This is a genomic window from Hymenobacter profundi, from assembly GCF_019334315.1.
GTDB classification, from domain to species: Bacteria; Bacteroidota; Bacteroidia; order Cytophagales; family Hymenobacteraceae; genus Hymenobacter; species Hymenobacter profundi.
In genome coordinates this window covers 101,660-114,938 of sequence record NZ_JAHWGL010000003.1, presented here as the reverse complement: position 1 = coordinate 114,938, position 13,279 = coordinate 101,660, and the positions used below count along the sequence as shown (strand labels likewise).

General features: G+C 57.2%; 14 protein-coding genes. 13 read left to right on the top strand and 1 reads right to left on the bottom strand.

Features of this window, described 5'->3' with window-relative positions:
- Window positions 1-277 precede the first annotated feature (277 nt).
- The 7 genes from KYK14_RS02025 to KYK14_RS01995 all read left to right on the top strand — a co-directional run bounded on the left by KYK14_RS02025 (window position 278) and on the right by KYK14_RS01995 (window position 7,859).
- A complete protein-coding gene (locus tag KYK14_RS02025) occupies window positions 278-1,555 on the top strand; it encodes an amidohydrolase family protein (RefSeq protein WP_246601637.1) in 1,278 nt (425 codons plus the stop codon).
- A gap of 231 nt (window positions 1,556-1,786) precedes the next feature.
- Entirely contained in the window at window positions 1,787-2,428 is a 642-nt protein-coding gene (locus KYK14_RS02020; RefSeq protein ID WP_219156520.1) for a response regulator transcription factor, read from the top strand.
- A gap of 453 nt (window positions 2,429-2,881) precedes the next feature.
- A complete protein-coding gene (locus KYK14_RS02015) occupies window positions 2,882-3,082 on the top strand; it encodes a hypothetical protein (RefSeq protein WP_219156518.1) in 201 nt (66 codons plus the stop codon).
- Window positions 3,083-3,274: 192 nt separating this feature from the next.
- Window positions 3,275-5,305, top strand: coding sequence for an OmpA family protein (locus KYK14_RS02010; RefSeq protein ID WP_208308011.1), 2,031 nt, complete (start codon window positions 3,275-3,277; stop codon window positions 5,303-5,305).
- 224 nt (window positions 5,306-5,529) lie between these two features.
- Complete coding sequence (locus KYK14_RS02005) at window positions 5,530-6,420, top strand: DUF6929 family protein (protein ID WP_219156516.1); 891 nt, start codon at window positions 5,530-5,532, stop codon at window positions 6,418-6,420.
- Window positions 6,421-6,966: 546 nt separating this feature from the next.
- A complete protein-coding gene (locus tag KYK14_RS02000) occupies window positions 6,967-7,371 on the top strand; it encodes a hypothetical protein (RefSeq protein ID WP_185282809.1) in 405 nt (134 codons plus the stop codon).
- A 65-nt stretch (window positions 7,372-7,436) separates the two neighbouring features.
- Window positions 7,437-7,859 carry a BLUF domain-containing protein gene (locus KYK14_RS01995; RefSeq protein ID WP_185282810.1) on the top strand — a complete coding sequence of 141 codons (423 nt, stop codon included), beginning with the start codon at window positions 7,437-7,439 and terminating at the stop codon, window positions 7,857-7,859.
- A 281-nt stretch (window positions 7,860-8,140) separates the two neighbouring features.
- On the opposite strand, the gene KYK14_RS01990 is transcribed toward KYK14_RS01995, so the two are convergent.
- A complete protein-coding gene (locus KYK14_RS01990; RefSeq protein WP_219156514.1) occupies window positions 8,141-9,046 on the bottom strand; it encodes a LexA family transcriptional regulator in 906 nt (301 codons plus the stop codon).
- A 98-nt stretch (window positions 9,047-9,144) separates the two neighbouring features.
- On the opposite strand from KYK14_RS01990, the gene KYK14_RS01985 reads away from it, so the two are divergent.
- The 6 genes from KYK14_RS01985 (at window position 9,145) to KYK14_RS01960 (ending at window position 13,130) form a co-directional block, all read left to right on the top strand.
- Window positions 9,145-9,420, top strand: coding sequence for a hypothetical protein (locus KYK14_RS01985; protein WP_219156512.1), 276 nt, complete (start codon window positions 9,145-9,147; stop codon window positions 9,418-9,420).
- Between the two features lie 4 nt (window positions 9,421-9,424).
- Window positions 9,425-9,709, top strand: coding sequence for a helix-turn-helix domain-containing protein (locus KYK14_RS01980; protein WP_219156510.1), 285 nt, complete (start codon window positions 9,425-9,427; stop codon window positions 9,707-9,709).
- 3 nt (window positions 9,710-9,712) lie between these two features.
- Complete coding sequence (locus KYK14_RS01975; protein ID WP_219156508.1) at window positions 9,713-10,258, top strand: hypothetical protein; 546 nt, start codon at window positions 9,713-9,715, stop codon at window positions 10,256-10,258.
- Window positions 10,259-10,305: 47 nt separating this feature from the next.
- On the top strand, window positions 10,306-11,178 hold the full coding sequence (locus KYK14_RS01970) for a DUF1376 domain-containing protein (RefSeq protein ID WP_219156506.1): 873 nt from the start codon (window positions 10,306-10,308) through the stop codon (window positions 11,176-11,178).
- A gap of 92 nt (window positions 11,179-11,270) precedes the next feature.
- The gene (dnaB, locus tag KYK14_RS01965; protein ID WP_219156504.1) at window positions 11,271-12,647 is read left to right on the top strand and encodes a replicative DNA helicase; all 1,377 of its coding nucleotides are present in this window, start codon (window positions 11,271-11,273) and stop codon (window positions 12,645-12,647) included.
- Window positions 12,648-12,692: 45 nt separating this feature from the next.
- Entirely contained in the window at window positions 12,693-13,130 is a 438-nt protein-coding gene (locus tag KYK14_RS01960; protein ID WP_219156503.1) for a hypothetical protein, read from the top strand.
- Window positions 13,131-13,279: the final 149 nt, after the last annotated feature.

Below are 13,279 nucleotides of genomic sequence, written 5' to 3'. Positions count from 1 at the left end.
GGGCGAGGAGAAGGAAGAGGATCAGTAAACGAACACCCCACCCCCCGGCCCCCTCCCCTCCGGGAGAGGGGGAGCCTAACGGGTTTGCTATTGAATGAAGCTAACGGCTAACAACCATCAGCTAATAGCTTCGGTAAAGGCTCCCCCTCTCCCGGAGGGGAGGGGGCCGGGGGGTGGGGTCCACACAAGCACGACAACCATCATGAAACGATATACCACATTCTTTTCCCAGCTGAAAAAAGCTAAAAGCCAACAAATAATAGCTATTAGCTTACTCTTGTCAATAGCCGCCCAGGCCCAGGTGCCCATGCCGGCCCCTGCCCAGAGCAAGCCCATTGTACTCACGGGCGGCACGCTGCACGTAGGCAACGGCACGGTAGTGCCCGACGCGGTGGTAGCCTTTGATAAGGGCCGCATCCTCTACGCCGGTGCCCGTAGCGGCTACACGCCTGCAGCTGGCGCCGAAATGGTGGATGTGAAAGGCCAGGAAATCTACCCCGGCCTCATTCTGCCCAATACCACACTAGGCCTGACGGAAACCGAATCGGTGCGGGCTACCGTGGACGAGCGGGAGGTAGGCGAACTGAACCCCAACGTCCGGTCCCTGATTGCTTACAACACCGACTCCGACGTCCTACCCACCGTGCGCACCAACGGCGTGCTGCTGGCCCAGATTACGCCCCGCGGCGGCCTGCTCTCCGGCCAAAGCAGCGTGGTGCAACTGGATGCCTGGAACTGGGAAGACGCCGCCGTGCGCCCTGACGAGGGGCAGCACCTGGTATGGCCTACCTCGGCGCCACCCCGCTTTTTTGGAGGGGCAACTGCTGACCCGCGCGCCGCTGAGCGCCGGGAGCAGGCCCGTCAGCAGCGCCTCAACGAGTTGGAGCAGCTGTTTGCTGAGGCATCGGCTTACCGGTATTTGTCTACTGTCCACGCCACCAACCTGCGGCTGGCCTCGCTGGGTGGGCTGTTCGACGGCTCTAAAACGCTCTACATCCACGCCGATAACGGCAAGGAAATTCTGGAAGCTGTGCGCTTTGCCAAGCGCTTGGGCGTGCAGAAGGTAACGGTGGTAGGCGCCCGCGACGCCTGGATGATGCTCGACTTCCTGAAGCAGAACGACGTGGCCGTGGTACTCTCCCGCATCCACGCCCTACCCCTGCGCGACGGCGACGACTACGACCAAGCCTACAAACTGCCCGCTACCCTGCAAAAAGCCGGCATCCGCTACTGCCTCGACTACGAGGGCAGCATGGAAACTGCCGGCTCGCGCAACCTGGCCTTTGTAGCCGGTACGGCCGCTGGTTTCGGTCTCACCAAAGAGCAGGCCCTCACGGCCGTAACTCTGAGCCCTGCCCAAATCCTGGGTCTCGACAAGGACTACGGCTCCCTGGAAGCCGGCAAAAGTGCTACCCTAGTAGTAAGCCGCGGCGACCTGCTCGATATGCGCACCAACGACCTGACCCACGCCTACATCGACGGCCGCGAGTTCAACCGCGACAACAAGCAGACGTACCTGAGTAACAAGTTCGTGACCAAGTACGGAGTGAAATAGCCACTCGCTACTAACTGAAAAAAGCCGCTTCTTCATCTGAAGAAGCGGCTTTTTTCAGTTATAGAAAGCGGTTTGGCGGTACCTGCTGCGTTGTAGAACTGGTGCTTGCGGTGACGCGATAGAAGCATCATATTTCTATATATAATTTCGCATTACCTTTGATAGCACTGCTCTCGTAGAAACCAGAGTATAGTAAAATCAGGCCGTAGCACGGCATTGTGTTAGACTGGAATGAGTGAACAGCGTATTTCCGTATATCTGGTAGATGATCATCCGCTGGTGCTGGAAGGCGTCAAAACGCTGTTGCACCCAGAGGCTGATATCTGCGTTGTGGGGCAGGCGAACAGCGGGCCAGAGGCGTTAGCTCAACTTCCCACGCATCCGGAGGTACAGGTAGCTGTGATAGACATGAACATGCCCCAGATGTCGGGGGTGGAACTGACACAGGCGCTCCGCACGCACTACCCCCGGATACGCGTGCTGGTGCTGAGCATGGACGACGACTACGCCCAGATACGCGAAGTGCTGGATGCCGGCGGCATGGGATATTTACTGAAGAACACGACCCGCGAAGAACTGAGCACGGCCATTCGCACTATTGCGGCGGGCCGTACCTTTTTCAGCCAGGAGATAGGCAACACGATCCTGCAACATTCCGCCACGGTAGGCACCACTCCCGTAAACCTAACGGCGCGGGAGCACGAGATTCTGCGCCTGATTGCCCGCGAATACTCCAACAACCTGATTGCCGAAACACTCTTCATCAGCGAGCGAACGGTGGAAACGCACCGGAAGAACATCTTGGTCAAGACGAACTCCAAATCGGTGGTAGGTTTGATTCAGTATGCCCTGCGGCACAAGCTGATTCCTTGATTAATCTGTGGGCATGATAGGGCACTACAGCGCAATAGGGCTGGTAGGGGTCAGTATTTGTACTTATTAAATAGTAGAAGGTACAGCACTAGCAGGTGGGGCTAGTCTTTTTCTGGGAGACTGCAACGAAGGAAATATAAACTCGTAGTGGGCTGCCAGAAATTTTCTTACGCTTGAGCTATAGGCTCTAAAAAGCTTGTAAGATCTATCCAGTTAGAACAAAGGGAAATAGGTGCACGGCTTGTTATAGTTCGTGCCAAAGTTACTATGTACTGATTTTCCTCCGTGCCAGTACGGAGGAAGGCCTACGGGATACTAGGTATTTTTAATTTAGCCAAGAAAAAATAGCTCTTTTTATCATTCTACTAAATAAGAAGATAATTATATTTGAATCATTACTGCGGACGACATCAGACCCTTTCTTTTATACAGCCTCATTTAACAAACACTTCTATGGCATCAAAAATCCTCTCCTTTATTTGCCATGTTCCAACACTGGCTCCTGGTTCTTACCCTACAGTGCCCACTCCTGCTACACCCAGCCGGGCAATTGAACCCAAAAAAGAGGTTCAGAATACCGCTGGCGGCCACTTCGCAGCCATTTACGAAAACGACCGGTTTGTGCGGTTCAAGTACATCAACAACGCCAAGTAAAGCTGCTGCTCGCTGCCTGCGCGCGAGTTACTAGCAAAGCCGAAACGCCGCCCGTTGCCAGTAGGCAACGGGCGGCGTTTCGGCATTTAAGCAAGAGTAGTTATTATCTTCCTTATCCACAGAATGAATTGTTGACAGCGCCCGGCTGCAGATTTGGGCTAACTTGCAGGCCATTTCATCTGTTGTGCACACATGAATTCAATGCTAGTTCGCGGCCTGTGGCTGCTGTTGTTGGTGATAGGGGTTGGTCAATCTGGATGGGCGCAAACGGCGGGCATTATGCCCGAAGAAGGCGCCTGGTATGGTATTATAGCCCGCAGTAGCGGCCGCAGCCTCGATATTGCTAACTCCTCCGCCGAAGCCGGGGCTGCCGCCGTGCAGTGGGAGTTCAACCAGGCCCGGAGCCAGCAGTGGCGCTTTGTGCCCGTGATGGCCGGCAGCCAATACTACCGCATCGAGTCGCGCAACAGCACGATGTGCCTAACCCTGGAGCGTCCCGACGAAAATGCGCCCATTGTGCAGCGTCCCTGGACGGGCAGCTTCTACCAGCAGTGGGCCCTGGTGCCCACCGGGCCGGTAGGCACCTTGCAGCTCATCAACCGCGGCAACGACAAATGCGCTGCTTTAGCCGGCGCCGACCGCTTCAACGCGACGCCGGTGGTAGGGCAGGCGCCCCAAAACCGCGCTACTCAGCAGTGGCGCTTGTTCAAGCTGCGACTCAATATTGACGTAACGGCGCCCGGTTTCGGCCCCGTGCGGCCCCTGCCGGCTCTCAATACACCCGCCAACGAGCTGCAACCCGTCCCTACCCCTGATGGCAAGCGCCTTTACCTGGCCCGTACCAAATATGCTGGCAACACGGAAGGAAACACTGAGTCGGGCGATATTTGGGTGAGTACTTCCGCCGACAACGGCGAAACCTGGGGCCCCGCGTCGCGCGTTGAAGGGCTGAACACGGCCCAGAACAACGGTGTGATGTCGGTGCTGGAGGATGGCAAAGCCCTGCTGCTGCGCGGCACCTATAACCGCGACTCCTTCCGCGACGAAGGCGTGTCAAGGGTCGTGCCGGGCGCCAAGGGTAGGAATGCGCTGCCCGAACCGCTGCCCATTCGCAACTACTACTCCGTGAGTCCGTCGAATACGTTCTTTATGACACCCGACGAAAAAGTGCTGCTGCTCTCCATTGAGCGCAGCGACACGCAGGGTAGCAACGACCTTTACGTGAGCTACTCCCTGTCCGATGGCACCTGGAGCGAGCCACAAACCCTGGGTAGCGTCATCAACTCGCCGGGCTTCGACTTCGCGCCTTGGATGTCGCCCGACGGCAAAACACTGTATTTCTCCTCCTATGGCCACGCCGGCTTTGGCGGAGCCGATATCTTCGCCAGCACGCGCCTGGATACGCTAAGCTGGAACTCGTGGAGCGTGCCGCGCAACCTGGGCGGCTCAATCAACGGGGTAGGGTTCGATGCCTACCTATCGGTATCTGGCGACGGTAAGCACGCCTTCTTTGCCTCGGCACCTAAGCCCGATGCTCCCGCCGACTTGTTCCGTACCATCACCGGGGTAACGCAGGAGCCACCCGCACCCGATACCACGGCCAGACCCGTGGCGGCCCGCATCATGCTCACTGGTAAGGTGCTGAATACCAAAACCAGTCAGGCCGTGCCAGCTGAAGTGAAGGCCGTGCGCCTGGGCTCCGACATTATCTTCAACGCCACCGGCCGCACCGATGCTGGCACGGGCTTTTACCAGTTTTCGCTGCCGCCCGGCCAATACCGCCTCACGGCTACCAGCACTGGTTTCCTCACAGCCTCTGATACCGTAACCGTGGCCGGCTCCATGCGCCGCGACCTGCTGCTGGTGCCCGCCGCTGTGGGCTCCAAGCTGGAGCTGCCTACCCTGATTTTCTCCCAAGGCAAATACGACCTGCTGCCCGCTTCCTACGAAGAACTGAACCGCCTGGCCCGCACTTTGGTCGATAACCCCGCCGTCAGCATTCAGTTGGAAGGCCACACCGACAACGTGGGTAATCCCCAGCTGAACGTGCAGCTCTCCCTGGAGCGGGTGCAGGAGGTGAGGCGCTACCTCGTGAGCCGAGGCGTGGCTGCCAACCGCATTGCCACTGTGGGCTACGGCGGCGCCAAGCCTCGCGCCAGCAACGCCCGCGAAGAAACCCGTCGCCTCAACCGTCGTGTAGAGTTCACCATTACCAAGGATTAGTGTTGGCGAGGGGGTAGGGGAGTGGCGATGGAAAGCAGGTTTCGACTCCGCTTATCAGAACATGCCGATATGATTCTCTGAGCGGTATATGGAATACGATGAGGAGACACAATAACTTGTCTCTCCTCATTGAACGATTGAATTAGTGACCGTTGAACGACATCGGCAATGAAGGACACCATATTTCGTGTCCCGCCTCATACCGATTTTCCCCTAGCGACTTTATGCAAGCCATCATCCTCCGCGAACTTGTATTGCCGGATCTGCCCTCAGCGTCGGGGGTAGAGTTGATAGGGGACAGTATATATATAGTAGGCGACGATAGTCCTTTCCTGTATATGCTGGATGCTGCGTCGTTGGAAGCTGGCCGGCCTACCACCCTATTCGAAACGGCGCATTTCAGTACTGGCCGCATTCCCAAAGCCAAAAAGCCCGACCTGGAATGCCTGACTGCCTTAACCCTGCCCAGCGGTGAAACCGGCTTGCTCACGTTTGGATCGGGCAGCGCGCCTACCCGCGAAATAGGCTTCTGGGTGCCGTTGTTGCATGGTTCGGCTACGGTGTACCCGTTGGCGCTGGGGCCATTGTATAAGGTGCTACGGGCACAACTGCCGGTGGGCATCAGCCTGAACGTGGAAGCTGCGGCGGCCACTGCCACGGAGCTGTGGTTGTTTCAGCGAGGCATTGGGGTAGGGGCGCAGAATTTGGTATTCCGGCTGCCGTTGGAGCCGACGCTGGATTTCATCCGCCTCCGCACTGCGCAGCCGCCTACCATCCGCCAGCAGGTGTTGGCGCTACCTATGGTAGGTGGGCACACGGCGGGGCTGTCCGGCGCTACCTGGTACGACGGCCGCTTATTTGTGACGGCTTCGGTGGAAGACACGCTCGACCCCGTAGCCGATGGCGCCGTGCTGGGAAGCCTGGTAGGCATGGCCGAACCCGGCAAAAGCCCCACGTGGGTGCCGCTGGTGCAGCCCAACGGGCAGCCCTACCTACGCAAAGTAGAAGGCGTAGCGGTGCGACGGCGCATTGCGCACGGACACTACGAGCTACTCCTGGTAACTGACGATGATGCCGGCGGTTCTACTGCCCTGATAGCCACGCTACGCCCCTGAAACCAGCGCCAAGCAGTGGCCATACATGCTGCCGCCTGCTTCCCTCACTCTGGCCCTCTTCACCAGTATCGTCCGTACCTTCTTCCTATATCACCGCGCAATCGGCACGCACGAGGCTGCAACAAGGGCAGTACATTCCGCAATAACAGCCATCCGCTGCAATTGCGAATCTACTATACAAAATCTGACTAAGCTCCCAGGATGTCCTATAAAGTCCTGCCGCCATTGGCGGCAGGACTTTTTTTGTTTGTTGTAACTATACATTATGCACCACCGAAGCGAACTTGGTACAGCTACATTAGCTTCTCTCAGAAGGCTTTTAACAAAACATAGTAGTTCATTTTCTTTAGGGAAATGGTAGATAACTTGTCTTTTGTTGGGAAAATAGTTCAGTATCGATAATATCCTCTACACAAATAAGTTAAATAATATATCCTGCCTATATTCTATTAATACATACCCTGTTAATGGAATGATATTGGTATAATACAAAGAAATGGCGATGTATTTGCATTGACGAGCTACACCAGATTTTTGTACTTATCTATGTCTATTGTTGCTCTGCCCATCGTTTTTGAAAACACAGCTGGTATTATTGCCGCGCATTCCGATGGATACGCTTTGGTGCGTTATCATGCGCGACCACGTCGTTCAAACGATTTGCGGAATTTGCTGGAGTATCTGGGAGGCTTTCTGGTAGATCGGGGCTGGCAGCGTATCCTGTGCGACGCGCGCAATATGAAGGCGCTAACGCTAGACGAACAACGTTGGATGCAGGAGCAATGGTACCCGAGCAACGTAATGCGCCCTAATCAGCTCTCTACGGTCTACCTATCGGGAGAAGACGCAGCAGTGCAGTTACTTCTGGAGGAGATGGCGCCCGTTACACAAACACCACCCACATTCAGTAGTCTACAAGAGGCGCAAACGTATTTAGCGAGACGCTCATAAAGCAGCAAGCTACTTGGTATCGGGAAAGGGCTTTATCTTTCGACGTACACCAACACAGCATCTGCATGCACCAGATAATTTATATGAGCCGGGGCGTAGAGCCCATGAGTGAGGAACAGCTGCGGGAATTGCTGCTACAGGCCCGCGCCGCTAACGAAGCAAAAGATATCACCGGCGCCCTGATCTACGGCGACAATCAGTTTATGCAAATCATTGAAGGTGCCGAGAATGACTTGGTGCTGCTATATGCAAAGCTGATCAATGACCCACGGCACCAAAACGTGGTAAAGCTCGCTGACAAGGAGATTATGCAGCGTAATTTCAGCCAATGGACGATGGCTTTCAATACTGTGTCGCCAGAGGAATTTGCCCAGTTGCAAGGCTACGTAGAACCAGACGCACTAAACTTGAAAGCGCCCGGACTAAACGCCGCCGATTCGCTCCTACTGGAAATGATGAAATCCTTCATCCTGAACCCACGAAAATAGCACGGAGTTTTTCTGCACTGTACGCTAATTCAGTTGCAGTTACTCTCGGCTGATAGAAGTGGAAGTAGGGAGTTCTTATAATAGAAAAAGCCGGGGCGCAGCAGTGAAACTGCTGCGCCCCGGCTTTTTACCCTAGTACCCAGAGCCGGGATACCAAAAAACAACCGAAATACTCAAATAAGTAGCTTGTTGTGAGTTGTTTACGAGTTGATTAAATCTGATTCATTTTTTACTGGGAGCGTAAACGGGAGCGTGCGCCCCCAACTTCCTAAAGCCCTGTTTTAAGAGACTTCTAACAAAGGCCCGCGCAGTTCCGCCGTCCCCCGCGCACTGTTGCGCAAAAAGCGCATCACCTCGTGGTAGTTGTGACCCATTTCCTCGACGGCTTCCCGCAGCCGTTCGCCGGCACCGTCAGGCCTACCGGGGGCATTGGTGGAGATGTAGCCCCGCACCATCCAGAGTTCCAACAGGTCGGCTACGGGTAGCTCATACACCCCGTATTGCGCGCTATTATCCGAGTGCAGTTCCACCATGGCGTGCCGGTCGGTAATGGGCGCCACCAGTCGCTTGAGCAGCACGTTTTCGGCCGTTACCAGCACGTAGCTTTCATCCGGTTTGAGCAAATCCCAACGATCCACAAAGGAGCACACCACGATGTCGTGGTGCTTGTAGGTAGGGCTCATGCTGTCGCCCGCCACCTCAAAGGCCCGTAGTGTCTGACTAGCATCAGAGAAGCCCGGCAGATGGTACTGCGCCATGTCTTGCAGAAACTTCGGCTCGTTGAACTGCCGCTGGTAGCCGGCCTGCGCCTGCACGGGCACTAGGGTAGTATTTTCCTTGCCCGTCCTATCCACCGTCACGGCCAGCACCTGGCCACTGGTGATGCCTCGTTGGGGCACAGTTGGAACCTTCGCTTCTACGTTGCTAGCCGCCGGCTGCTTCTCGCCACTCGACCCCGCTAGCAGCATGTCGCCACGACCCATCAGCAGCCAGTCGCCTGAGATTTCCGGCCAGGCATCCAGGATTTCCACCAGCGAATCGTAGCCCGGCTTGAAGTCACCTGCCAAGAACTTATAAACTTTTGAGGCATTTGTATGCCCCAGTTTCTGGCTGGCTTGATTCGCATTAAGCTGATAGTGAGCCAATACTTGCCGAATTCTGCTGCTGACGCCAGTAGGATTCTCCATCTTTTTCGTAATTTATGGTAGCATTTTGGCGACATTGTTCGTTATATTGTACGAACATTCTCACTACTTACACTCAAATGTAAGAAATTACCAACAAAATGCAAGAGCTTACGAAGAAGATTCCCGAAAGTTCCGAGCCGGCGCCCACATTGCGCGACCTCTACAACCAAATGGGCCCACGCAATGGCCTTGCGGCCCGCGTAGTAGAACACTTGGCCGCTACTGGCACCACTGTGGCGCTTAGCACCGTGTTCAACGTCATCTACGGCCGTTCCAACCACGCCGTCATCACCGACGCTTTTCTCACGGTAGTAGCCGCCGAGAAGCAGCGCCGGGCTGATGTAGCCGCCCGTACGCGGGCCCTAGCTGAATAACACCATGCAAGTAGCCCTACTAGTCCCCGAAACCGAGTGGAAGTCACTGCTCAACACGGTTAGCCAGCTGAAGGCCGCCCACGAAGCCGCCCAGGCCGCCGCGCCCGACCCCGACGAAATTCTAACCGTGCCCCAGGCGGCCGAACTGCTTGGCCTCACGCCCGAAGCCGTGCGCCGCGCCCGCCGCGAGGGGCGCCTGAAAGGCATCCGCCGCAACGAAAAGGAGTGGGGGTTCTACCGCTCCGTGCTCGAAAAATTTCCCCGCCGTCATCACCGTCAGTCCCGCTAACGCATGTCTACTTCCCTGCTACCCGTTGTGGGCCCCGACAGCCCCGAAACTCGTTCCATCATCATCGTGCAGAAGGCCAAGCTCAAAGACCAGCACCTGACCTGCGAGTTCACCGAGCAGCGCGACGAGGAAAGCCCCGCCCGCGCCTTCGCTGTCACCTGCCAGGAACAAGTCCACCCCGACTTGCCGCACGCCCTCAGCCGCTTGGTGCCGCACTTGTGCCTACTCACCGAGCAGCTGACCGAAACACCCGACTACTGGCCCAGTGACGACGAGGAGCTACCCCCTTGTTTCGCTTCGTTCACCGTCACGGGCTTCTCCATGGGCAAGAATCAGGGCGGCGTCACGCTCATCGGCCAGCGTGAGCTAACCAACGGCCGGGTACTCAACCTGACCACGCCCTATCAATCCTTCGACGACGAGCAAAGCAGTTACGCCTACGCTGGCCTGCTTGAGACTACCCTGGCCACGGCCCTCGTTGAAGTTGAAGCGGCCCTACGCGGTAAGTGCACCGACTACCGCCAGCTTGAACTAGCTTTTAGCTCTTAGCTGCTAGCTCTTAGCTTTTTATGAACGACGCCAACAGCTAAAGGCTAATGGCTAACAGCTTAAAAATGAAGGCCCCCGCGTTTCTATTCTACACAGGCGACTTCCTCAGCTCACCCGACGTGCAGCTCATGGAAGCCCATGAGGTGGGGGCCTACTGCCTGCTGCTATTCAACTCCTGGCAGTCCGACCGCCCCGGCTTCCTCCCCGACGACGAAAACCGCCTGCGTCGCATTGCCCGCCTCAGTCAGCCGCAGTGGGCCGACAGTCGCGAACTGCTGCTCAGCAAATTTCCGCTCGACCCCGCCGACCCTACCCACCGCTACAACCCGCGCCTGGTGCAAGAGGCTATCAAACAAACCACCAAGCGCGAGCGGTTGGCTGCCAACGGCCGCAAGGGTGGCCGCCCCGCAAACCAATTACTTTCCCTGGAAAACCAACTGGTTTCCGAAAATCCGCCCGCCGCGCTGGCTGCCTCACCCGAAAACCAATTGCTTTCAACTGATAAGCAAAAGCTTTCTGGCAAAAAGCAATTGCCCCCAAAAGACAAAGCAATTGAAAAGGCTTTCAATTTCAGTTTCACTACTTCTAACGAAGTAGAGGGAGGCGCGCCCGCGCCCAAGCTTTCAAAAGTGAAAAAACCATTGCCCCGGCCCACGCCGGCTGAGGTGCAGGCCTACGCCGCCGAGCAGTACCCCGACAATGCCGAAGCCCAAACCGAGGCCGTTTCCTTCTGCGACCATTACGACAGCAACGGCTGGCGCGTGAGTGGCAAAACCCTGATGGCGGACTGGCGCGCCGCCTTTCGCAATTGGATGCGCCGCCGCCCGCAATTCCAAGCCACCGGCTCCGCTAAACTGGCCGCCACACCTGCCCGCGCCCGCACTGCTCCCAAACCCACCGACCCCAGCCGCTGGAGCTGATAGGCAATTATTAATAAGCATTGAACAATTATCAATTGCTCAGCCCGCACGATTAAACGCTTCATTGCTCACTGTTCATTACTCATTGTCAATTGAAACCGCACACGCCTCCGCAGGCCCTTGACCTGGAAGCGGCCGTGCTCGGCGCCGCTCTACTCGAAGCCGATGCTCAGCGCACCCTGCTGGCCACGCTGCCCGATGAACAGGTGTTCTACCTGCCCGCCCACCAGCAGGTGTACCTAGCCATTCGCGACCTGGTACAGGCTGGCCAGCACGCCGACCTGCTCACTGTCGTGGCCCAACTGCGTCACCGCGGCACCTTGCAGCGCGTCGGCGGCCCTGCTTTCGTGGCCGGCCTCACCGCCAAGATCAACTCCGCTGCCCACCTAGAAACCCACTGCCGCCTGTTACAGGAGCAGCACGCCCGCCGCGTCATCATCCGCGCCAGCAGCGAGCTAACCGCCTACGGCTACGACGACACCCGCGACCCGCTGCAACTGCTGGCCGACGCCCAACAGCACCTCACCAGCCTGCACCGCACCCTCGAAACCCGCCCCCCGCAAACCGCCGCCGATGCCTTCGCCGCCACCTTCGACCGCCTGGCCCAGGCCGTGCAGCAACGTGGCCTCACCGGCATCCCCACTGGCCTCACCCAACTCGACGGCCTCACCGGCGGCTGGCAACCTGCCGACCTCATTATCCTGGCCGCTCGGCCGGCCATGGGCAAAACCGCCGCCCTACTGCACTTCGCCCGCACCGCCGCCCTCGACCACGGCCAGCCCACGGCCATCTTCAGCCTCGAAATGCCTACCCTGCAACTCATGCAGCGCCTGGTGGCCAGCGAAGTGCCCGGCTACTCCAACTCCGATCTGCGCCGCGGCAACCTGCCCGGCGGCCTCGACCAGGTGGCCAGCATCCGCCAGCAAGCTCAGCGCCTGCACACCCACGGCCATCTACTCCACATCGACGACACGCCCGGCCTCAGCATCCAGCAGTTGCGCGCCAAGTGCGCCCGCCTCCATAGCCAGCAGCCGTTACGCCTGGTACTAGTCGACTACATTCAACTCATGCGCGGCGACACGAAAGGCAACCGTGAACAGGAAGTCAGCAGCATCAGCCGCGGCCTGAAGGAACTAGCTAAAGAACTCAACGCCCCCGTCATCGCCCTCTCCCAACTCAGCCGCGACGTGGAGAAAAGGGGAGGGGACAAGCGCCCGTTATTGTCCGACCTGCGCGAGTCCGGCAGCCTGGAGCAGGACGCCGATTGTATTGTCTTTCTCTGGCGCGGCGAGTACTACAACATTGCCGAGTACGAGGACGGCAGCCCTACTAAAGATACCGTGCTCTTCGATGTAGCCAAGCACCGCAACGGCGCCACCGACGAAGTCATTGCCGCCTGCACCATGCGCCGCGGTACTTTCCAAGATCTACTCCCAAGCAGCAATAGCCGCTTGCACTCCGTCGCCTAGCAAGCAAACCGCCCGATAACTGATGTAGTTTATTTTAGCATCAAGATGAAATTACCATCCTTTCTAGAAGCCGCCCGCCGCCGCTGGCTCACACAAGCCGACCACGCTACCCCCGACTACCGTCAAGCCGGCGAACAGGCCCTCACCCTCGCCGCCGAAGCCTACGCCCAAACGCCCGCCTACAACCATCAACTACAGCTTGATGAACTGCACGCTCGCATCCGCCGCCTCGAAGCCGACCTGGTAGCCGAACGCACCGCCGTCCTCAAACTACACCGCCAACTCGACCAGCAAAATATTCCCACTCCTAAGCGTCAGCTCCGCGCTCAACTAACTGAGCTGCACACTGCCGAGTTAACCCGCCTCCGTCGCTGGCTTTCCTCCTCCGAAACTACCAAGCTCTTCACCCACACCCGACTGCTCAACCTGCAAACCGAGCTGCGTCGTCGCATCAATCATCTAGAACGCTCACAGCTTCCGTAATCAAGCCCGCCTAAAACAGTTCTTAACTGACTACTTATTTTCGTAATGCTTGTGCGCTTTACATTATTATAAGGTATGATTGCAATACGGGCATGAGCTGCTAGACAAACCCTCTAATTGTTCCTGAACTGACTCACTCAAATACTTTT

Bases quoted from the DNA above. Each gene is read 5' to 3' on its own strand.
- KYK14_RS02020 (WP_219156520.1), top strand. From the start codon at position 1,787: ATGAGTGAACAGCGTATTTCCGTATATCTGGTAGATGATCATCCGCTG.
- KYK14_RS02015 (WP_219156518.1), top strand. From the start codon at position 2,882: ATGGCATCAAAAATCCTCTCCTTTATTTGCCATGTTCCAACACTGGCT.
- KYK14_RS02010 (WP_208308011.1), top strand. From the start codon at position 3,275: ATGAATTCAATGCTAGTTCGCGGCCTGTGGCTGCTGTTGTTGGTGATA.
- KYK14_RS02005 (WP_219156516.1), top strand. From the start codon at position 5,530: ATGCAAGCCATCATCCTCCGCGAACTTGTATTGCCGGATCTGCCCTCA.
- KYK14_RS02000 (WP_185282809.1), top strand. From the start codon at position 6,967: ATGTCTATTGTTGCTCTGCCCATCGTTTTTGAAAACACAGCTGGTATT.
- KYK14_RS01995 (WP_185282810.1), top strand. From the start codon at position 7,437: ATGCACCAGATAATTTATATGAGCCGGGGCGTAGAGCCCATGAGTGAG.
- KYK14_RS01990 (WP_219156514.1), bottom strand. From the start codon at position 9,046: ATGGAGAATCCTACTGGCGTCAGCAGCAGAATTCGGCAAGTATTGGCT.
- KYK14_RS01985 (WP_219156512.1), top strand. From the start codon at position 9,145: ATGCAAGAGCTTACGAAGAAGATTCCCGAAAGTTCCGAGCCGGCGCCC.
- KYK14_RS01980 (WP_219156510.1), top strand. From the start codon at position 9,425: ATGCAAGTAGCCCTACTAGTCCCCGAAACCGAGTGGAAGTCACTGCTC.
- KYK14_RS01975 (WP_219156508.1), top strand. From the start codon at position 9,713: ATGTCTACTTCCCTGCTACCCGTTGTGGGCCCCGACAGCCCCGAAACT.
- KYK14_RS01970 (WP_219156506.1), top strand. From the start codon at position 10,306: ATGGCTAACAGCTTAAAAATGAAGGCCCCCGCGTTTCTATTCTACACA.
- KYK14_RS01960 (WP_219156503.1), top strand. From the start codon at position 12,693: ATGAAATTACCATCCTTTCTAGAAGCCGCCCGCCGCCGCTGGCTCACA.